We start from the raw sequence: 19,435 nt of genomic DNA on the forward strand, positions 1-19,435 counted from the left end.
GTAATCTGACGACGAGTTCTGCATGTAGCGTTCTCCGTGAGGTTTGACGGAACAACGGCATAGCCGATCCGACCTGCATAGGATCTATTACGACAAGAATCACAAATACGGTTCCGACGATCCCGCCAATGCCGAAGTCACGCGCCGTGTTCTCACGGTGATGCTGGCGTCGGATTGGTAGGTACACCCAAGATGAACGCAACTTTCACAGTGTCCTGCCTTGATCGTGGCAGGCTATACCCGCATAGCAGCAGCACCAGCGGTCAGTCCCGCTGGGGAGGCCTGATAACCTCTTGCTGCACGCGCTGGTCGAGATCACTCGGCCGGGTGGTCGCCGCGCATGTCCAAGGCTCGCCTAAAGGCGGCGACGCCTTGTGCGTGCGCAGGGTTATCAGCGCCCGGCTTCGGTCGGTGCCTCCGCTTCGTTTGGAGGTACGCTTGAACCGGCGGCACACTTTTTCTTTCGTCCATTTGGTTTCGAACCTCTCGACCTTTTCTTCTTTGGAAGGAGAGGGCGCATGAGCATCCGCGCTTACGGCAAAAACGCTGCCATCGAACTATTCGAGCATCACCTCGTCATCACGAGGCGCAAGCCGGGCATGATTGCCGATGGACCATCGGCAGAGCGACTGATCCCATTTTCCAGCATAAAGTCCGTGGAGTTTGTCCGGCCTGGACTAATGGCGCATGGCCGGATCATTCTGACGCTATCTGGAGACAATTCCAACGGATGCATTGTTGCCTTCTCGAAAGGCCAAGCTCGCCAGTTTGAAGATGTGCTTGATGAAGTAAGGCGAGCGATTGCGGCGCCCTCAATCGAACGCCTCGCCATGGCAGCGTCTCAGACCAGTCGGCCGATCGAAAAATCGGCACCATCTGCGAATGCAGCGCACCAAGAGGTTATCGTCGCGAAGCAGAGTGAGTATAGCGAAGACGGCGGTCAAACTTACGACCGTGCTACCAGCTACGACGACAGGTCGTTCGCGTCGCGACAGAGAAGCGAGCATCGGCCGATCAGCCCGACACTTGGTGGCTGGTGGAGCGATATGCCTTTGCTTGGCAAGGTCATCGCCTGTTGCTTTGTCGGTTTTGTTCTCTTTTCGGTTCTGGACTCGGGCCAGCCCACATCAGCATCAGGCTCTACCGATGACTTTCCGTCGAGCGAAGACGGCTCCACGCTATCTTCGGAGCAGGTACTGAGGGAATTGACCGAATTCATTACAGGTCGGCCTGGCTCGACTGATATCGCCATCACTGATGGAACGGGCAAGGTTGGCGAGTTTTGCAGTTCTAGCAGTGGCGGCACCGTACTTAGCTTTGGCGGCACCAACTTGGATGGTCAAAAGACCGGGGTGTATGACTATTTCTACGCCTACAGGTCTGAAGATGGCGGAAGCAGTACTTCGGGCACATTTACTTTTGACCGTGCTGCTGGACGGATAGCAATAACGGGAGTCAAGGAATCCTCGAAAGGTTCCAAGGCCGAACCGCAGCCGGATATGTCATTCAATCTTTCGCAAATTTCCCCGGGTGTGGTCGATGTCAGTGGCGTCACCTTCCATAGCTGCATCATCTAATCAGTACTGACACGAACCATTATTCGTGAGGCCATCCATGACACGAACGCTAGTCCTAACCGCTCTTGCCGTTACAACCGCTAGCTGTACCCCTCAAGGTGACGATCTGACCAGTCAGGCAATCGCGGCATGCAAACGAGCCGACGTCCAAGATGTTGTCGGCAAGGAAGCCCGCAACATGATGCTCAAAGCCAACCAAGACGGCGTGTGGAAGGCTGCATTCTTCGGTGTAAACCTCGTCGAAGCATTTGAAAGAGCTCGTACCTCTTTTGGCGAGGTGGGGGTCTACAAAGAAAGTGCGACATCGCCTTATACGCAGATCGTCTGTGCAGGCAGCATGCAGATCGATGGCAGTTCAGCGCAGGCCGGACAGGACATCGTCACAATTCCCCACCTGCGCTGGTCGATCAATTTTGCCGAACCAACGCAAGAACCGGAGACAGCCTCATTTTCGATTGCGGTTGATCCAGCGAGTGTCTTTGAGGGTGTGCTTTTTAACGGGCAAGAAGTTGATCACCAAATCGAGAACAGCGCTTTGCCAGCAGTTGAAAAAGCTGATGGTCAAGTGAGCGCTGAAGGCACCGCTTCACTTGAAGAAAGTCAGATAGGCTCAGCAGAAGATGCCGCGGCAGCTAATGCAGAAGCGCTCGCTGATGCCGAGAAAGCCAAACGCGCTGGCGACGATGTCGAAGAGGCAAAACAGCCGTCGAGTGATGAAGATCTCTATGCGCCACATTCGAACTGAATCGAAATAGGAGGAGGCACAATGTCTCTGATAAAGTTGACGGCTATCGCCGCAGGCATGTTAGCGCAAAGCTCAATGAGTACTATAGATGCCTCTCGGCTTTGTCTTGATAGCCGATTGCGCAAGAATGCAGCCGAAGCTATTGGAAACTGGTCGCAGAACTATCCATTCGCTCGCGTCATTATTGGTAATGACGGAAAATACGGCGACGTCGGCATTTCGAGTCCAGCCGTCATCGGACCTGACTATGTTGTGTGCGCCGCCTCATACAATCTGATAAAGCCGGGAAAAAATGGCAACGGTTATCGCGTCACTATGGAGCGATTTTACTTTCGCGTGACCTTGAACGCTAATGGCTACAGCGTGTCATTGGAAGATCTGCCCACCACGCTGGAAGGCAGCACAATGACAAGCCGTGAATTAATTGGTCGGTTCAAGATCGATGACCGGCCATATGCTGACATTCTTGCCGAGAACAAGGCTAGGTTGAGGCGCAAGCAGTGAAATACGTATTTCAGATCTACTCATCATCCCATGCGATCGGATAGACCTCGTCGCCATCCTCATACTCTGCGTTTGGATGATGTTCATACCAGCCAGGCCTGTAGTCATCACCCCACTCTTTTAAGCTCTCACGCGTCCAGTATCTCGCCCAGAACGCTGTTAACCGTTCCTCATCCCGAACCCTAATAATTTTTCCATTTCGCGGTGCGTTATCAATAGGCTGCCAGGCCATTTTAGAGCGTTCCCAGTGCGCGTAAGACCGATTTGAGATAGCCGTGCAATAAACAATAGCGTGACTACTGCAAGTTGAGAATTCAGCTGATTAGCTAAGCTTATGAGACGCTATTTTTTCGACTTCTGGCTGGTCCTATTTGCCATTTGCTTTTTCTAGGAACCATTGCTCTCTCATATCGGGGTTTAAGGCCCGACGATAAACTTCCGCATTGCTTCCTGTCTGCATCAGGAAGCCAACCAGAAATTCCGGTGGGATGTCATGGCGCCGTGCATAGTTCAGGTGTTGTGCAAACCTGGTAACTTCAGATTTCCGCAGGGTGGCTTCCGGACAATCGAAGTGGAGACCCATCAATATCCAATAAAACGGATCTTTCTTTATGTCCTTCCTAAGTGTCCGCGCGCGGTCTTCGCCAATATGAGCGACACGAATATCGTCGATTGCCTCCTCTAATAGTCGAGGCTTAAGTGTCTGCCTTGACAGGAGATAAAACTCATAAGCGCTCCGTCTGATGATATTTGATGGCGCGTGGTATGGCGACCTTTTAAGATCATTTGGAAGATCATGGAATGCCCGTAGTCGTTCACGGACCATCTCGACGAATTGCTCCCACTCTTTGTGTTCACGAGTGATTCTGCTCTTTTTGCGGCGGACCTGCGCATTGTTGGTGTTTCTTGGCCCTCGGCCAGCGCGCTTGGCAGGAGTCCGCTTACTCTTGGCTTCGGCTTTACCTGTCGGCTGATCTAGCATGCAGTCACTCCTTTCCCCGTGATTCGCATTTCAGAGATGTGTGCACATAAGGTGCCCACCCGAGCAACTTAAGTGTCGAGTTGGGTAACGCGCGTGCCCTATCGAACAATACCGCGAGCGAACCCCATAGACACTAAGTTGCTCAATTGAGCAATCTTGCCCAGACCAATTCGCGCTTCGGTAAACCTGTTTCGGCACCAGAAGGCTAGCTTGGCCTGGTGATCAGGAGTATTTTAAATGATTGATAAGAAGCCGTTATTGGTAAACACTCACGATGCTTGCAACATGCTTGGCTGCCAGCGAACCAAACTCTTCCAGTACCTTCGTGAAGGAGTTCTTGAGCGCCGAAAATTGGGACGCATTACGGTCATCCCTTACGAAAGTCTCAAGCGCTTTGCCGAAGAAATCGCTGCGTAATTCTCGCATTTGTCTTAGCGTCGCTTATCGACAAAGCGGATTAAGACACCGGGTAGCGCGATAAATTCCATGAACAGATGAACAGCAAGGCCTTGTATGGCCCTGTCACTCTTATCGTAGTGTACACTACGCAGGTATATCTGCCCGTTATTGGCATTTAATCAGACCTTCCGATGCCCATATCGACCAATCGCACAGATACCCGGCAAGGTTTTATTTTTAATTTCTGATTCACTTCAGGAATTGCGAAACACAAAGGAACTTGACTATGCGAAAACTTGATAATGGATCTCGCCCAACCCTTCGTGCCAAGCGCTCGACTGAAAAGCAGGAGTTTGTCTCAAAGGATATCAACGATGCCTGGAGTCTTAGTGATCTAGATGACGAAGACCCTGAAAAGCAAAGGTCCGCCTCGAAAGATATCGATGACGCCTGGAACTTCGACGATCTTGACGAAATAGACATCGACAAACAGGAACCGGGGATGAGTGAGGGACGCTCAGCTCTCGAGCGTCTTGCCGCGGACACCTACAAGCGAAAACTTAAGCAGAAAACTGCCAAGGCTTCGGCCAAGCGATACCGTTTCCGTAAAGCGAGTGCTGCCAAGGCAAAAAGGGTTGCCAGTTCTCCATTCCAGCAAAAACTTCGCCCCAGAGTCTCCGGACGTCACTTTCCGCCAATTGACGCATGTGAATTAGGAGAGAGGGACAATCATCTCAACAAGAAGGCCATCAATTCTCTTTGGGCTTGCAACACTCTCGACGACGTAGAGACGCTTCACAGCAAATGGAGTGCCAGTTTTTCTCATAAGTGCATGATTGCGGTTGCAAGGCGCAAGCTCGACGAAAAGTACAAGGAAAAAGTCAAACTTCTCTTAGAGGGTGTTGCGACAAACTCACCCAACATTCTGAATCCTGCTGTGCTGACCTTGGGGTGGCAACATACCGGTCGCTCGCTCTACGCAATTGCAAAAGCGCATCCCGACTGGGAGTTTGCCATGATCACCACCATCGACGGTGACTTCGGCACTTCTACAGTGGCACCGTTCGTGGACATTACGCTTTCGCATCAAAGGGCACAACGAACCCTTCGGGCCATGGGAGGCAACTTCATTGGTTCTTCCGAGATTGCCTCGTTCAAGAGCCATCGCCATGCTGACGGGGGTCGTCATCTTCAGTGGCATGGCCATGCCATCACGTTTGGTCCAAATATTGTTACCAAAGCCAAGGAGGTTGCAAAGCGGCACATGAATAAGTTTGCGCCAAACTTTACGGATGCGCCACAAATCAACATCCGGCGAGTGGCGGCGACGGAACTCAATCTTGCGCGAGTTTGTGCGTATCTGTTCAAGCAGCCTCACAAGACGATGAATTGGGTGCCGCCTCACGACGACAAGCCTGGCTTCATGAACCAGACGGAAAAGGGTGAGCGCTTCATCAACTACCTGCGGCTGGCCCAAATCCGCTCAATGCTCAACATCGATGACATTCTTTTTGCAGGGGGCGAGTGCAAAGCGATCAAGTCCGACTTGATCAAGCTGGTTCGGCAAACTTGTAAGTCAAACGTGCCTTCGCAATCTCGGGTGCTCCACCCCGACGCGATTCCTTCTTTCTGGAATGAGGTCAACAAGGCTCTGAATCGTAATGATTTTCAAGTGCCGGTAATCGGACGCACCCTATAAGCGGCACGTTGGGGCGTGGTTGGTGATTACCAACCACGCCCACTTTTCTTTGCGTTATGAGAAAAATACGTCATAACTTGCACGATACTTTTCAATCGCGGAATCTGTTATCTGCCAATAAACAGATCAAAGTCGGTGAGCGAACATGCAGCGCGACTTATGCGAAGACCAAAATTGGGTGCGCCTATAACGCGCGACCGATGTTTTAATGCTCAATGGTCAAGGTGGCAAATCGCCACAACGTGTGAAAATATACTATTTGTCAAGTGACAGTGTGAAGCCCTTGCCTTATCATAAACGGCTTGCCATTGTTTGCCGCAAATCTAGGTGATGACATGCTTGATAGTCCTGCTTGGCGGTGGTCTCTAACTGCATCAGCTTTTGTAGTAGCCTCTGTCGGTGGCGAGCCGGCACATGCACAGTCGGCGGCTTTGCTCTTCCGTGGTAGCTATGTGTGTGGGCAAGGCCCCACAGCTGTCGAGATCATGCTCCCAGATTTGCGCAATGGTACGCAAGGCGAATTTCGGTTTGGTGGCGGTCAAGTTCCGCGCGGTCGCTTCACTTTTACTCTGTTGTCAAAGACTGGCGACGATTTTTTACTGAAACCCTTGCGCTGGATTGAGCAGCCGCGTGGATATACGATGGTTGGGGCAGACGTAACGATCCGCGGTGGCCGATTGCAGGGGCAGATTACCGCCCGCGTGTGTGGGAAGATTTCGGCCACCGAAGTATCCGTTAAGGGCACGCGATCTTATGTAGCAACTGAAGCCACAACACCTGCGCCCTTAGCGATTACCGGACAGCTCAAGGAGGTCCTGCGTCAAGATGCGCTCTGGTGGTATGCCAATAAACTTGACACAGGCAGTGCAAGCGAGGCTAGCCGCATTTCGAGTCAAGATGGCATTGATTACCGCGTGCGCTATACCTTTAACGGCGGTCAGGTCGGCTGGATGGTTGGTCGCTATGACCAGTCCGGAAAGCTGCAATGCGTCATCTTCCATGACTATTGGGGTGACTGCCGAGCGCCGAGAAGCGAAGCAACATACTTAGCTCAAAAGCGCGACGCTGAAGCCGCAGAGAAGCGCAGAGCTGCTCAACAAGTTGCTATTGATCGAGCCGCAGGCGTTCACGTCGACAAAGGGCTAAAATACTCAAAAATGGAAGGGAGATATAAGCCCTCACCAAGCAATTGTCTTTTTACGGCCGCTGCTGGCCGAGATCGTGAAACTGCTGAATTGCGCGATGAATATGGCAACGTAGAAACAATTGGCAGCTATACTCGCCGAACCTACGATGTCGTAAAAAATATTTGCAAGACCACCGCAACATACGTGCGGGAAGGTGAAACTCACAGTATTGGCGCTGGCAGCTTACAACGCTGGATATGCTACTATAATCGCGGTGAAACAGCCCTCGGCGGTATCAACAGCACTCTTTGGGGCTGCTCCAAGCAATGAGACAGAGGGGAGTCGAGCGTGCTAGCAAGGTCAATATTGCGAGCTAGATCGAATTGGCTTGTCCAAACTGCTCGCCATCTTCTCTCCAAAAAAGGTTTTTACCAAGCTGCGATTATGGCCGGGGAGCGCGATTATCTGTTCGAACAAGATCGAAGCTCGCCAATCACCAAAGCTTTAGAGTGACAGTCGTTCGGAATGCGGCAAATGGGAAATGGATTGCAAAAGCTCTTTGCCTGGTTGATGCTCGCTCATGCACCTAATGCCTTCGCGCAGGCAACGATCACGCTGCCTGACACCGACGTGACCGTGTCGGTCTCAGAGGGCAGCCTTACTCTTACACCTGCTGCATATAATGCGCCGGGCTCAATCGGTTATTATGCCCGCAATCAGCGGAGTAACAGACAAGACGTCTGCCTCATCGAACTAAGTTCAACTAACGTTTCGCTCGAAAACACACATCCAGTGGCTCGTTCGTATTTCGAGAAGAATAAGCTCCTACCTCTAACCCTAGCCTCCGCAGGCAGTAAATTCAGGGTCTTTTCAGGAAAAAACCAGAATATAGAGGTGCGTTACGTTTTTTATCAAAAGAATGGTTCTTCAACACAATCGATTATAAAATCATGCAATCTCGGCTCTAATGATGTTTTTTCCGTAACCTTCTTTCCCGATCGGTCATTCTTAACAACGTCTTTGGAAAATAAAAGCGATTTAGATTTAGAGTTTTGGCCGAAATCTATGCATTATAGTATAGATGATTATTCCCGTGCTCATTATCGGCAATTGCCAAAGCAAACTTCTTTCGATGATCCATCCTTCCTCGGATTTGGAGGATTCTTCCGATCCAAGAAGGTTGCTCTAAGATTTTCTACAGTCGATGTTCCGGATTTAGGGAGATATATCGTAGATAATATTTATGCCGATTTGTTAGATTGCGATAATCGTTCTTATATGACTTATAGTCTGGGAAGCAATTTTGGTGAATATACAGATTTGGCCGAAGCTATTCTTCAAGACTTTAGCCATCAAGAGAAGCTTACGCTTCAACCTATTCAGAATTCACCAAAACCCTTTTCGGATTTGAACCATGATTTTGTAGTGTTTTTCACGGACGTTTGTTCTGGCAAATTCACACCCGGAAGCGTCGACATGAGAAAATATCTCTAATGAGATTCGTCGTTTAAAATACACTGTACTAAAAACGAGCGGTTTCGATACATCCGCACCCACTGTATCGAAATATAGCCTTGTGCCAATTTCAATACATGCTAAATTTCGACACACGTTTTCAATACAGGTGTGTTATGCCACGAGTATTTGCATATTGCCGCGTTAGCACGGCAGACCAAACCCACGACAACCAAGTTCTGGAAATCAAAAACGCTGGCTTTCAGCCCGAGCCAAGACACATCATTTCCGAAACAGTTTCTGGTTCTACTCCAGCCATGGAGAGGGAAGGCTTTCGTAGCCTTGTCCATCAACTCGACTGGGAAGACATACTGGTCGTAACAAAACTTGACCGGCTTGGGCGCAATGCGATGGATGTACGCGCCTCAGTTGAACAGCTCGCCGAGATGAAAGTGCGCGTTCATTGCTTGGCGCTTGGCGGCGTAGACCTGACTAGCGCGGCAGGCAAAATGACTATGGCGGTAATCGCTGCTGTGGCAGAGTTCGAGCGCGATTTACTCGTGGAGAGAACTCAGGCGGGACTCTCGCGTGCAAAAGCTCAAGGCAAGAAGCTTGGGCGTCCGCAATCACTGACAGACGAGCAGCAAGCCACCGTCCGACAACGGAGAAGCGAAGGTGCATCGCTCGGGCAGTTGGCAAAAGAGTACGGTGTCAGCCGTTCGGCGGTTCAACGCCTTGGGGTTGATCCAATTCGATGCCTCCCGACCGACGAGAAGAGTCGGTAGCTCACGCAGCATCTCGCATTTGCACGAGGCGCTGAAACTCCGACAGCAATTCAGGATGATGCCGGGCCAGATAATGGACAACGCGTACGTTGTCGATCAGACGGCAAAGATATCCGGTTGCCAGGACAAGGTCGAGATGATCGCTGCCGTAGCTCTGTTCGATCATACGGAACTCGCGGTCGATGTTGGTTGCCTCGCGCTCCATATGGTCGAGCTGTTCGTCGCTTAGGCCACGCACGGCCTTGCGCTTCTCGCTGACAAGCTGGTGCTGCGGTGTCGCTGCCACAAGCGATTTTGCATAAGGCCACGAGTAGCGATTCATCGCGATCATCGCTTCAGCCGCCTCGATCTGACGCATGGGACGCAACTTCTTGAGTTCGGTGAACGTGTTGATAGGCACCATGCGATCTTGAAGGAGCTTCACGACCTCTTCGCAGATGCCGTCGAGCAGGCGGCGTTTGTTTCGGATGCTGGATATGTTGACGTTGAGCGCACGCGCTAATCGTTCTTCAGACACGCCCTTTTCGAGGGCCTTCAAGATCATTTTGTGTTCCTGAACGATGGCCATCCTACTGATACGCTTGTTGTATGTAATGGCTTCGTCGTCGGTCGCGACAAGGCACACGACGTCCTTGTCGCCACGCTCTGCTAGGATATCGATTCGGATGTGCCCGTCCAGCAAGCGATACCGATCCTTGCGGCCTGTGATCCTGACCACCACTGGCGGTTCGATAATGCCGACTTCACGAATGGACGCTGCGATCTGTCCGTATTTGACCGATCTCCTGACCGCCGGTGTCACGGCCCGCAACGGTTCGATGTCAGCGAGGGGGATGCGCAGGCTAGTTTGCTCAAAGGCAAGTCTGACTTTTCGATCCCGGTCTTTGCCTGTCATTGCGGTGCGATCCTGACATTCTGAATCCGTTCAGCGAGACGGCTGGGCATCGAGGCGAGCCCCTCATCTTCGAGCAGCGCGATAAAGGATTCGTCATTGGACAGCTGCCCGAGTGCCTCAACAATGAAGACCAGTCGATTACGGGTTGCCTCGGTCTTGCGGATCATCAATCGTTTGCGCTCCGTGTCCTCCTGAAAGGCTTTGACCAAACCCTCCGGGGTCGCTGCGCTATCCTTACTGACCAGACGTGTGAGATTGGCGGCTTTGCCCGACCTTTTGCGGACCTCCACCAAGCGGCGCGCCGCAATGAGCGCACGCCCGCGCAAAAGTTTGTCCTCATAGGCCTTATGCAGGGCGGCCTGCACGCCCTGATCGTCGGATTCGCAGATTTCAAGGGCGACGGAGATGGGCAGATAGCCTGCCTCCACGGCAGCGACGAGCCGCCGCTCGCCCCGTTCAAGCAACCTCCCCACGCTATAGACGTAATTTGCTGACAGGCCGGTGCGCTCCGCAATTTCTTGATCGGAGTATCCGCGTTCGCGCATACCGACGATGTCCTGCAACAGGTCCACTGCCTGGTGCTGTCGGCGGGCACAGTTTTCTACGAGGCTGGCGACAAGACAGTCCTCGGGATCAGCGCTAACAATGAGCGCGGGCACTTCCGTCTGGCCAAGTTCTCGGAAAGCCTCGAGCCGGCCTTGTCCGCAGACAAGATCGTAAAGGGGGCCATCCGCACCTTGCCGCGAGGTGACAGTGATGGGTCGCTTGAGCCCAATTTCTGCGATATTTTCGACGATGCCTTTGAACACTTTTTTGCTGCGCAGGCGCGGGTTGACGATGGTGATCCGGCTGACCGGGATCATCTCTACGCGCTGGGCAGGAAGTGCCACGGTTAGGCCGCCTTCCGAAGCTGAGCGCGTTTCGCCAAATCAAACAAACCGTCGAGTGATTCAAAGCGGAAAGCGTCAAGAGATAGACCGTTATGATCGGCCAGCCGCAACACACCTTCTGAGAGGGTCATGCGCGGCAGGACATAGTAATCAAGGGCAAACATATTCTCATCGTCCATTCTGGCGCAGATGGTAAGGTCTGGACGTAGGCTCTCATCCAGACGGATCTTCCAACGTCGGCTGCCACCACGCGTCAGTGTGCATCGAGCAATCACGACAGAGACGGTGATCTCGTCATTGACCAGCAGAGTATCATTTTCGAGAATCTGTACGGCAGTGCCGCCCACAGCGTTGATGCCATCAATGATGGATTTGACTATCGAGGGATGCAGTCGGCGCAGGGCGCGGTTGATATCGACATATCGATAGTCATGATCAGGAACATACCCGACCAACGAGTATGCGCGGAGCAGGCTACCGAACCGCGATTGGTACGCGCTGCTGGATGGGCCATGGTCAAACTCGTCGATGATGAGACCTGAGAGATAGCCGTTGTGCTTGAGCATGTCGGCGAGAAGCACCAGCATCTCCTCGTCGGTAAGGCGTTTGGAGCGTTGCTCGATAATGAGACTGGCCTGATTGAACAGCGCCTGGGGCACGAGCGCAGAAAACGCGCCGTTATGCCTGATCCATTCCGAAGGGGCATTGCGTACGTGTCTGGTTTTTAACTTATAGGACGTGCGACCCCAGACATTATGGCCCGCGTACTTGTCGTTTATGAGAAGCTGATGGACGGCTCCACGAGTCCACCTTCGATCAAGATCGGACAAAATGCCTTCGGCATTAAGCCACTCCGCGATCTGACGTTCAGTGGATCCGTCCTCGACGAACTGGCGATATATCTCGCGGACGGTCTCGACTTCCTGCTGCGGCCCCGGCACCAGCACCACGCGGTCCGTAGCGATGCTCTTATGCTCACCGCGATCCAATACGCCTTTGTGGTTCCCGTTCTCGTCGATTAGCATACGGCGCAACCCGAAACCGGGCGCCCCGCCTTGACGATAGCCAAGGCTGATAAGGCGGCACTGGCCCTTGAACACCTTGACCGAAAGCTCGCGGCTGTATTCGCCAGCCATCACCTGCTTGACAGTCGTGACAATGGACGACCCCATCGAGCCGTCATTCTCAACCTGCTCTGCGCAGAAATGGACATTGATCCCAGCACTCTTGCATAGCCACACGTAGTGTGAGGCTTCATTGGGGTCTTGGAATCGGCCCCAACGGCTTACGTCATAGACGAGGATTGCCTCGAAATCGGCGCTTCCGTTCTGAATGTCCGCTAGAAGTCGCTGAAAAGATTCGCGCCCATCAACGCGCAGGCCGCTTTTCCCTTCGTCCGCATAAGTGCGGACGATCTCGAAGCCACGCCGTTCTGCGTAAGCCCGAATTTCTGCGGACTGGTTGTCAGTGGAGTACTTCTGATGCTCGGTCGACATACGAACGTATTCAGCAGCCCGCTTTGGATGCTGATCCCCGGCATCGCCGTCGCTTCCTGTCCGCCACTCGATGACCATCCGCTACACCTTGGTATTGATCGCTCGCCTTCTTGTTGCGCTGCTGGTGCTCCGTAACAGCAAAGGAGCGGCAAGATGTTTTCAAAGAAGGGCAATTCATTTCCAGTCGGCCGGGACACTCTGACCGACACCGAGTTCGCGCAGGTGATTTCGTCGGCGTTAAAGGTGGAGTTTGGATCGGCACGCAACAGCGCCAAGATAATTATGCAATGGACTGGGGTCAGTCAGCGTACAGCGAAGAACTGGCTGAGCGGAGCAAACTCTCCAAACGGAGTTCATCTCATTTTACTCGCGAGGGAATCGAATGCTGTTCTAAAAGCAATGATGTTGCTGGCCGAACGACCTGAAATGTCGCTCGGTGCCAGCCTATTTTCCTTGCGCCGACTCTTGACCGAAACGATGGCTGCGCTCGATCAAGTGATTTGACCCAGGTCGATCGGAGGTGGCGCAGAGCGAGTTCGGGCTGCCGACATGCTCAAGGAGTTCCCCGGCACCCCATTCAGCTAGCCCATACTATTCCTGCGTCATCTCGTTGCCGTGATCCTCGAACTCCGGAATCTCCCCGGTCGCAATTAGGTCGGCAAGATTGACGGCGCGCACAAGGGAGCGCTTGATTTGCGACGTGAATGCATCCCGTTTTGGGGCCTCCTTGTATAGGATCGCATTCTGCAAGCTGGAGTGGCTTGTGCCCTCAACGGTAACCAAGGCGGGCCGAAATTCTCCCGGCTTGGTCGGGTCAGCTTCAAGTCGGTAGGTCATGAAAATGATGTTGACCTGAGCGCTCTTCACATCAGCCGAACGGATGAAATCCGCGCGGCTCGTGATGTATTGGTAGACCTGTTCAGGGATCACCGCGACTATTTTGGACTTCCAATGATGGTGGAAGTAACCTTTGCGAATGAGCTGCGTCACGTACCGTTTGTAGACGTTATCCCAATTGAGCCCGTAGGTTGGACGACGCTCGAGGTCTGCCCCGGCGCGAACGGCCTGATAAGCAGGAAAAGCAGAGCCAGTGATGTCTATGGCCTGCAGTTCAACCGATAGAAACTGCTCGACCTCGCCGTCATCTTGAACGTCTGCAATCACAAAATCGACATTGCCGAAGCCCGCCATTTTGACCTCGGGCGCAACTTGTGGATTCTTGGGCTTCTCGCCCGGCCAGCAATGTTCGATGACCTCGGTGAGGAAGTCGACGGCGTAGAACCGCTTCGGGCAAACGAAAATCAAATCCTGATTGGGATTGGGTTCGCCCTTCGACCGACGCCAGAGTGTGCAAACTGGATAAGGCTCATCCGGAAGTTGCGTGCTGCGCTTGGGGCATCGAGACTTTATGAAGGGGCACTCGAAGTTAGAAGCCGAAGGGTCTGCGCCTTTTACAGCCCGTCGCCCCAACACTTCGCCGATGATCGTCTCTGGATTACACGGCAATCGCTAACTCCCCGCCTGAACCTGAATCGCGCGCCGCAGACTCAATGCTCATGCTATCGGCGAGGACAAGAGCTTCGGCAACCCGCCTGCCCAAAATTGGCGGCACCGCGTTACCAACCTGCACGTATTGTTCTGTCTTGCTTCCCTTGAATTCGAAGAAGTCAGGGAAGGACTGCAGCCGCGCGGCTTCCCGCACGGTCAAAGCACGATCTTGCACCGGATGAATATAGGCGCCCCAGTGGACGTCGCACTTGGTCAGGATCGTGCAGGCCAAGTCTGTCTTTCGCGGGCGACCATAGCGCTTCGTATGGTCACTGCGCTTTGCCTTAAGCATTCCGGCGGGGAGCAGTTCGCGTGGGATGTCGCGCCAAGACCCGCCCGGCGGAATATGCCGCATACGCTCTTCATTAATCCGCGAAAGCCGAGAAGCCGAGTGATTGGCGACGCGGCTGCAGTCCCCCCTCAAGATAGCCTGATAGCCATTCTGCGCCTTCGTCGCATAAGGTTGCGGTCCTGCATCCCGATCACCGTTTTTCAGGACAGGCAAATCGGAAATCGCATCCCACACAGTTACGAAGGGTTCAAGTTCTGGCCCGTGCGTCGGTTTGGGGAAAAGAATTGGCGCTCCTGTTCGGGTCGCAATGAAGAACACACGCCTTCTCTCTTGTGGCACCCCGTATTCCTCGGCGCGCAAAACCTTCATATCAACGCGATATCCTAGGCTTGCCATGCCCTCGAAAATCTCGCGAACAATGTTGCCACCCGCCACGGAGGTGATGCCAGTCACGTTCTCCATGACAAGCCATCGCGGCTGCACACCTTGGACGATCCGCAAGTATTCCCGGAATAGGCTTGCGCGTGGGTCATTCTCGCCCCGCTGGTGGTTATAAACCGAATAGCCTTGGCAAGGAGGGCCACCGACAATGACGTCGATCTCACCCTTTTTCACACCCGCAGCCTTCAGAAGCTGCTCAGGTGTCACGTCTTGAATAGGTCCGCCGATGAACGTTGCCTCGGGGTGCGTAGCCGCGAATGTGGCACCGGCCTTCACGTCGTAGTCCTGACCAGCCAGTACATGGAAACCCGCTTGGCGAAACCCTTCCGAAAGTCCTCCGGCGCCACAAAAGAGGTCGATTGCAGTCAGCGCCTTGCTCATTGCCCCCTCCCCACGACTGCGCTGGCGAACGGCAAAGGAACCTGATTTCCATCAGTCTGAGCCCGCTCAAGCAAGGAACAGATGGCTCGGCGACCTAGCCAAGCTTTCGACACCTTGGTTTTCTCGGCCAGTCTCGCGAGTTGGCTTGCTTCCTCATCCGTTAGATTGACGGTCAACCTGTTCTTTGACGGGGTCACGGTAAGCCTCCCTGCGGCACTGTGCAGCACTCTGCATCAACCACTGCACGTTCCCGATTCGTTCGTCAAGAGGCACACCTTAAGGTCATCCGCTACGTCGAGGAAATATTGCTCCACATGCGGCGAACTGTTGAACCCTCCATGCGAACAGTTGACCAAGGTGCGCCCTCGTTCGGAACGTGCCGCAGTCAAAACTATGGCAAATCTTATGGCATCCATGGGAACGTCACAAATTTTCGTTTATAAATATATGCTATTGCATCCCTCCGTCTCCGCCACCGCGCGCTCAGCGGCCAGCATTAATCCAAGCCCTCGGCCCCGGCCGTTGCGTTCATTACCGTGACGCAGCGCTGTGGGTGCGGCCATGGGCCTCGCCCTTTAGCAGGGTTGCGGAGATCGGGGCCGGTTCAGGATCTGGTGGCTGCGATCAAGGTTCGGTTTACACCCTCGCAACGGCTTTTTCTTCCCGATGAAGTTCACTGCCGTTTCGCCGCAATCGACGGTTGCTGGCTCGATGGGCTTTTAGCCACGGGCAAAGAAGATCGGCGCATTCCCCTTCGGCAAATTCGGGAGCTTCGCTGGCGCAGGCGCGTTTGATCAGCCGGAAGGCCTTTTGGCCCTGGCTCCACGCGAAGGACGCAATGCAGATGACGAAAACCCCCGATCCGGTCGCACAGGCCGCCGCCATCGAAGTGCCCGAGCCGGCCGGCGGATGGGGATCACTCGAAGGCATTGCGCGAACCGAGCTTTCCCAGCGCGCAGGCCCCGGTGCGATCGAAACCCTGCACCAGCTGAACAAGCCTGACGGCACCGCCTGCACATCCTGCGCGTGGATCAAGCCGCCTACCCCTGCCGCGTTCGAATTCTGCGAGAATGGTGCCAAGGCGACGCTGTGGGACCTGACCAGTGCCCGCGCCACGCCCGACTTCTTCGAGAAGCACACAGTCACCGATCTCAGGGGCTGGAGCGCGCATGACCTGGAAAAGGAAGGCCGCCTGACCGAGCCGCTGCGCTACGATCCGGCAAGCGATCGCTATCTGCGTACGACCTGGAACGAGGCGTTCGCCGCCATCGGCGCGAAACTCGCGGCGACCGAACCAGAGCGAATGACGTTCTACGCCAGCGGCAAGGCAGCATTGGAGCCGAGCTATCTCTTTGCCGCCTTTGCGCGAATGCTGGGCCACAACAATCTGCCCGACAGTTCGAACATGTGCCACGAAACCACTTCGGTCGGGTTGAAGAAGGTGATCGGATCGCCGGTCGGCACCTGCCAGATCGAGGATTTCGAGCAGTGCGATGCGATCTTCTACCTCGGCCAGAACCCCGGAACCAATTCGCCGCGCATCCTCCATCCCCTGCAGGAAGCGGTAAAGCGCGGGTGCAAGATCGTGACGTTCAATCCGCTGAAGGAAGCGGGCCTGGTGGAGTTCGTGAACCCGCAGAGCCCGGTCGAGATGGTAACACGCAAGGCAACGCGCCTCAGCCATCTCTATCTGCAGGTTCGGCCCGGCGGCGACATTGCCGCCCTGATGGGGGTGTGCAAGCACGTTCTGGCGCGAGCAGAGCGGGAAGATGGCATTCTCGATCACAGGTTTCTGGACGAGCACACAAGCGGCCTTGAAGCCTTCGTGGCCAAGATCGCGGCAACGGAATGGCCAGCGCTGGAGCAGGCCAGCGGCGTCACTCGCGCAGAAATGGAAGCCGCCGGCGACGTCTATGCAGAGGCGAAAGCCGTAATCGGCATCTATGGCATGGGCCTGACACAGCAGGTTCACGGCAGCGAGGCGATCGGGCTGCTGGTCAACCTGCTGCTGCTTGGCGGCAACATCGGGCGGCCCGGCAGCGGGTGTTCACCCATTCGTGGCCACTCCAACGTGCAGGGCCAGCGCACCGTCGGCATCACCGAAAAGGTCGAACTGGCGCCGGTCGAGAAGTATCGCGAGGTGCTGGGCCTGGAAACGCCGCAAGCCGATGGGCACAATACCCATGCCTTTCTCGAGGCGCTGATTGCGGGGACGAATACCGCATATCTCGGCCTTGGCGGCAACCTTGCCATGGCCGTGCCTGACCACGACCGCGTCCATGAAGCGTGGCGGAAGATGGCGCTGACCGTCCACATCGCCACCCGCCTCAACCATACCCACCTGCTGCCCGGTCGTGAGAGCTGGATCCTGCCCTGCCTTGTTCGTTCGGAAGAAGACATGCAGGCCACCGGCAACCAGTTCGTCAGCGTCGAGGACAGCTTCAGTCACGTCTATAGCTCGAAAGGCAAGCGCAAGCCCGCCAGCGAGCACCTCATGAGCGAGACCGCCATCCTGTGCGAGATTGCCAAGGCCGCCTTGCCGCAGAATGCCATGTGGAAATGGGATGAGTGGCGCGGCGACTATGCCGCAATCCGCGATCTGATTGCGCGGACCTACCCCGAACAGTTCTTCGACATGGATCGGCGCATGCACGCGCCCGGGGGATTCTACCGCGGCAACGATGCCCGGAAACGCATCTGGCATACGCAATCCGGCAAGGCTGAATTCACGACGCCATCAGTGCTCAACGCTGGCCCGGAAGGCGATGCGCTGCGGCTGATCACGTTACGCTCCAACGATCAGTTCAACACCACTATCTATGGCCATTCGGACCGGCTGCGCGGGCTTTCGGGAGAGCGCACGATCGCGCTCATGTCGCCTGACGAAATCGAGCGTCAGGGGCTGAAGGCTGGCCAGCGGATCACGCTGGTAACCGCGATGGACGAAGAGCAGCGCCGCGCGGTGGCTGGGCTGATGGTCGTGGCCTACGACCTTCCCGCTGGCTGCGTGGCCGGCTATTTCCCCGAACTCAACCCGCTGGTGCCGCTGTCCCTGCGTGACAGGCTTTCGGATACTCCGGCCAGCAAGGGGATACCGGTCAGGATCGAATTCTGACCGGCGGCAGGTCTATTCGGCTGCTTCATCCGCAGCGCTGAACGGGCACCCGTTCACGCGCACGCGGAAATCGGACGAATGCTTGTAGGCACGGCGACGCGCGCGATTGATCCCGCCAAGCGGTTTATGCGCAGCCAGGGCGTTCCAGGGCGAAAAGTGCAGCGTCTCGTCGATCCTGCGCACCTTGTCTTCGGCCCAGGTGTCCTGTGGCTCCACGCGCAAGGTCGCCACTTGGACGAAGGGGGAATCTTCCTCCTTCCATTCGACGCTGGCATCCTCGATCGGCTGCTTTTCCAGATCACGCAGCAACTGCACCTCGAACGCCCACTCGCCGGTGAGGCTCGCCGCGTCTTCCCGGATTGTCTCGCGCAGACCATCGGGCCGCCCCGAGGTATCGATCACGGTGTCCGTCAACGCGGTGAGCGAGGGCGACAGCGGACGGAGGCGGAACTTGGCAACGTGATCCCCGTAGCGGAAAGGCACCGTGCTGAAATAGGTTTCACCCAGGGGATGAACCTGCGGCAGACCACCCATGCCGGCCAGCGCCTTCGATTCGAGCCCGACCTTGCCCAGCGCCCCGTTGATGTAACCAAGCACGGTAGACAGGGCGACCTTGGCCCCTTCGGCGCGATCGGTCGTCGCTGCGAGCAGCTTGAGCTTTCCGGCAAACTTGTCGGCAGTGGGCGCGGCGAACACGGGGGCGTTGACCATCAGGAAGTCCTGACCATCCCCTTCAGCGCCCGGCTCGCGCTCGCCGGTCACGCCCTCGACCTTGAGGGCAATTCCGCGAGGCAGAACGACATTGTCGTCGAGAATGTCGCCCGGATTGGTCGATATGCGAAAGACGGCCGGGTAGGCGCCTTCCCGAGCGAACAGGCCCTGCGCCAGTTCGGGAGGAAGGTCCCCATCGACGGTGAAGGTTCCCTCGAACAGACCATGGGCCTTGGCGTGAACCGCACGAACGGCGCGTCCATAATCCTCGGCGGTAGTCTTGAGGATGTAGTCGAAGGACTTTTCAAGGCTGGCGTCGGTCTCAGCCTCGTCAGCCTGCGGCTGTTCCAGGCTCGGGCTGTAGCGCAGCGGGGATTGAAGCATGGCGTGTTC

Annotated in this window: 19 protein-coding genes; 11 read left to right on the forward strand and 8 right to left on the reverse strand. The window is 55.1% G+C overall.

Features of this window, described 5'->3' with window-relative positions:
• The first annotated feature begins 43 nt into the window (after positions 1-43).
• From B9A23_RS22305 to B9A23_RS14555, 4 genes are all read left to right on the forward strand, one after another.
• On the forward strand, positions 44-181 hold the full coding sequence (locus B9A23_RS22305) for a DUF3768 domain-containing protein (RefSeq protein WP_139797485.1): 138 nt from the start codon (positions 44-46) through the stop codon (positions 179-181).
• Positions 182-518: 337 nt separating this feature from the next.
• Positions 519-1,577, forward strand: a complete 1,059-nt coding sequence (locus tag B9A23_RS14545; RefSeq protein WP_084279821.1) for a hypothetical protein — start codon at positions 519-521, stop codon at positions 1,575-1,577.
• A gap of 178 nt (positions 1,578-1,755) precedes the next feature.
• The gene (locus B9A23_RS14550) at positions 1,756-2,322 is read left to right on the forward strand and encodes a hypothetical protein (protein WP_084279822.1); all 567 of its coding nucleotides are present in this window, start codon (positions 1,756-1,758) and stop codon (positions 2,320-2,322) included.
• 21 nt (positions 2,323-2,343) lie between these two features.
• Positions 2,344-2,826, forward strand: coding sequence for a hypothetical protein (locus tag B9A23_RS14555; protein ID WP_139797486.1), 483 nt, complete (start codon positions 2,344-2,346; stop codon positions 2,824-2,826).
• Positions 2,827-3,193: 367 nt separating this feature from the next.
• Here B9A23_RS14555 and B9A23_RS22310 read toward each other — a convergent pair whose 3' ends face one another.
• Positions 3,194-3,808: a hypothetical protein gene (locus tag B9A23_RS22310; RefSeq protein WP_139797487.1), complete on the reverse strand. Its 615-nt coding sequence runs from the start codon at positions 3,806-3,808 to the stop codon at positions 3,194-3,196.
• A gap of 237 nt (positions 3,809-4,045) precedes the next feature.
• Between B9A23_RS22310 and B9A23_RS14560 the strand changes: the two genes are divergently transcribed.
• From B9A23_RS14560 to B9A23_RS14575, 5 genes are all read left to right on the forward strand, one after another.
• On the forward strand, positions 4,046-4,225 hold the full coding sequence (locus B9A23_RS14560) for a MerR family transcriptional regulator (RefSeq protein ID WP_084279824.1): 180 nt from the start codon (positions 4,046-4,048) through the stop codon (positions 4,223-4,225).
• 268 nt (positions 4,226-4,493) lie between these two features.
• Positions 4,494-5,906 carry a hypothetical protein gene (locus B9A23_RS22315; protein ID WP_139797488.1) on the forward strand — a complete coding sequence of 471 codons (1,413 nt, stop codon included), beginning with the start codon at positions 4,494-4,496 and terminating at the stop codon, positions 5,904-5,906.
• Between the two features lie 335 nt (positions 5,907-6,241).
• Positions 6,242-7,363, forward strand: a complete 1,122-nt coding sequence (locus B9A23_RS22320) for a hypothetical protein (protein WP_139797489.1) — start codon at positions 6,242-6,244, stop codon at positions 7,361-7,363.
• A gap of 204 nt (positions 7,364-7,567) precedes the next feature.
• A complete protein-coding gene (locus tag B9A23_RS22325; protein WP_139797490.1) occupies positions 7,568-8,527 on the forward strand; it encodes a hypothetical protein in 960 nt (319 codons plus the stop codon).
• Between the two features lie 98 nt (positions 8,528-8,625).
• Positions 8,626-9,273 carry a recombinase family protein gene (locus B9A23_RS14575; RefSeq protein WP_254895132.1) on the forward strand — a complete coding sequence of 216 codons (648 nt, stop codon included), beginning with the start codon at positions 8,626-8,628 and terminating at the stop codon, positions 9,271-9,273.
• Between the two features lies 1 nt (position 9,274).
• Here B9A23_RS14575 and B9A23_RS14580 read toward each other — a convergent pair whose 3' ends face one another.
• Genes B9A23_RS14580 through B9A23_RS14590 form a run of 3 tightly spaced genes read right to left on the reverse strand, consistent with a single transcriptional unit; the run spans position 9,275 to position 12,632 of the window.
• Positions 9,275-10,168 carry a plasmid partitioning protein RepB C-terminal domain-containing protein gene (locus tag B9A23_RS14580; protein WP_084279828.1) on the reverse strand — a complete coding sequence of 298 codons (894 nt, stop codon included), beginning with the start codon at positions 10,166-10,168 and terminating at the stop codon, positions 9,275-9,277.
• Positions 10,165-11,058 (reverse strand): plasmid partitioning protein RepB C-terminal domain-containing protein, encoded by an 894-nt coding sequence (locus tag B9A23_RS14585; RefSeq protein ID WP_254895133.1) that lies wholly within the window; start codon positions 11,056-11,058, stop codon positions 10,165-10,167. The genes B9A23_RS14580 and B9A23_RS14585 overlap by 4 nt, the downstream gene beginning before the upstream one ends.
• A gap of 2 nt (positions 11,059-11,060) precedes the next feature.
• Complete coding sequence (locus B9A23_RS14590; protein WP_084279830.1) at positions 11,061-12,632, reverse strand: recombinase family protein; 1,572 nt, start codon at positions 12,630-12,632, stop codon at positions 11,061-11,063.
• Positions 12,633-12,707: 75 nt separating this feature from the next.
• On the opposite strand from B9A23_RS14590, the gene B9A23_RS14595 reads away from it, so the two are divergent.
• The gene (locus B9A23_RS14595; RefSeq protein ID WP_084279831.1) at positions 12,708-13,058 is read left to right on the forward strand and encodes a hypothetical protein; all 351 of its coding nucleotides are present in this window, start codon (positions 12,708-12,710) and stop codon (positions 13,056-13,058) included.
• A gap of 87 nt (positions 13,059-13,145) precedes the next feature.
• On the opposite strand, the gene B9A23_RS14600 is transcribed toward B9A23_RS14595, so the two are convergent.
• The 3 genes from B9A23_RS14600 to B9A23_RS23530 are packed head-to-tail and all read right to left on the reverse strand — an operon-like array spanning position 13,146 to position 15,443.
• Complete coding sequence (locus B9A23_RS14600; RefSeq protein WP_084279832.1) at positions 13,146-14,060, reverse strand: NotI family restriction endonuclease; 915 nt, start codon at positions 14,058-14,060, stop codon at positions 13,146-13,148.
• Entirely contained in the window at positions 14,050-15,216 is a 1,167-nt protein-coding gene (locus B9A23_RS14605) for a DNA cytosine methyltransferase (protein ID WP_084279833.1), read from the reverse strand. The genes B9A23_RS14600 and B9A23_RS14605 overlap by 11 nt, the downstream gene beginning before the upstream one ends.
• Positions 15,213-15,443 (reverse strand): ribbon-helix-helix domain-containing protein, encoded by a 231-nt coding sequence (locus B9A23_RS23530; protein WP_084279834.1) that lies wholly within the window; start codon positions 15,441-15,443, stop codon positions 15,213-15,215. Before B9A23_RS23530 ends, B9A23_RS14605 begins: the two co-directional genes overlap by 4 nt.
• A 617-nt stretch (positions 15,444-16,060) precedes the next feature.
• On the opposite strand from B9A23_RS23530, the gene B9A23_RS14615 reads away from it, so the two are divergent.
• Complete coding sequence (locus B9A23_RS14615) at positions 16,061-18,331, forward strand: FdhF/YdeP family oxidoreductase (RefSeq protein WP_084279978.1); 2,271 nt, start codon at positions 16,061-16,063, stop codon at positions 18,329-18,331.
• Positions 18,332-18,343: 12 nt separating this feature from the next.
• On the opposite strand, the gene B9A23_RS14620 is transcribed toward B9A23_RS14615, so the two are convergent.
• Positions 18,344-19,426, reverse strand: a complete 1,083-nt coding sequence (locus tag B9A23_RS14620) for a catalase family protein (RefSeq protein WP_084279835.1) — start codon at positions 19,424-19,426, stop codon at positions 18,344-18,346.
• Positions 19,427-19,435 lie beyond the last annotated feature (9 nt).

This window comes from Novosphingobium sp. B1 (assembly GCF_900176395.1).
Taxonomy (GTDB): Bacteria; Pseudomonadota; Alphaproteobacteria; order Sphingomonadales; family Sphingomonadaceae; genus Novosphingobium.

Excerpts from the sequence above, each read along its gene's own strand:
- B9A23_RS14590 (WP_084279830.1), bottom strand. The coding sequence starts at position 12,632 with ATGGTCATCGAGTGGCGGACAGGAAGCGACGGCGATGCCGGGGATCAG.
- B9A23_RS14550 (WP_084279822.1), top strand. The coding sequence starts at position 1,756 with ATGATGCTCAAAGCCAACCAAGACGGCGTGTGGAAGGCTGCATTCTTC.
- B9A23_RS14605 (WP_084279833.1), bottom strand. The coding sequence starts at position 15,216 with ATGAGCAAGGCGCTGACTGCAATCGACCTCTTTTGTGGCGCCGGAGGA.
- B9A23_RS22320 (WP_139797489.1), top strand. The coding sequence starts at position 6,242 with ATGCTTGATAGTCCTGCTTGGCGGTGGTCTCTAACTGCATCAGCTTTT.
- B9A23_RS22325 (WP_139797490.1), top strand. The coding sequence starts at position 7,568 with ATGGGAAATGGATTGCAAAAGCTCTTTGCCTGGTTGATGCTCGCTCAT.
- B9A23_RS14580 (WP_084279828.1), bottom strand. The coding sequence starts at position 10,168 with ATGACAGGCAAAGACCGGGATCGAAAAGTCAGACTTGCCTTTGAGCAA.
- B9A23_RS14620 (WP_084279835.1), bottom strand. The coding sequence starts at position 19,426 with ATGCTTCAATCCCCGCTGCGCTACAGCCCGAGCCTGGAACAGCCGCAG.
- B9A23_RS14615 (WP_084279978.1), top strand. The coding sequence starts at position 16,061 with ATGACGAAAACCCCCGATCCGGTCGCACAGGCCGCCGCCATCGAAGTG.
- B9A23_RS14575 (WP_254895132.1), top strand. The coding sequence starts at position 8,626 with ATGCTAAATTTCGACACACGTTTTCAATACAGGTGTGTTATGCCACGA.
- B9A23_RS14560 (WP_084279824.1), top strand. The coding sequence starts at position 4,046 with ATGATTGATAAGAAGCCGTTATTGGTAAACACTCACGATGCTTGCAAC.
- B9A23_RS14595 (WP_084279831.1), top strand. The coding sequence starts at position 12,708 with ATGTTTTCAAAGAAGGGCAATTCATTTCCAGTCGGCCGGGACACTCTG.
- B9A23_RS14555 (WP_139797486.1), top strand. The coding sequence starts at position 2,344 with ATGTCTCTGATAAAGTTGACGGCTATCGCCGCAGGCATGTTAGCGCAA.
- B9A23_RS22315 (WP_139797488.1), top strand. The coding sequence starts at position 4,494 with ATGCGAAAACTTGATAATGGATCTCGCCCAACCCTTCGTGCCAAGCGC.
- B9A23_RS22310 (WP_139797487.1), bottom strand. The coding sequence starts at position 3,808 with ATGCTAGATCAGCCGACAGGTAAAGCCGAAGCCAAGAGTAAGCGGACT.
- B9A23_RS14545 (WP_084279821.1), top strand. The coding sequence starts at position 519 with ATGAGCATCCGCGCTTACGGCAAAAACGCTGCCATCGAACTATTCGAG.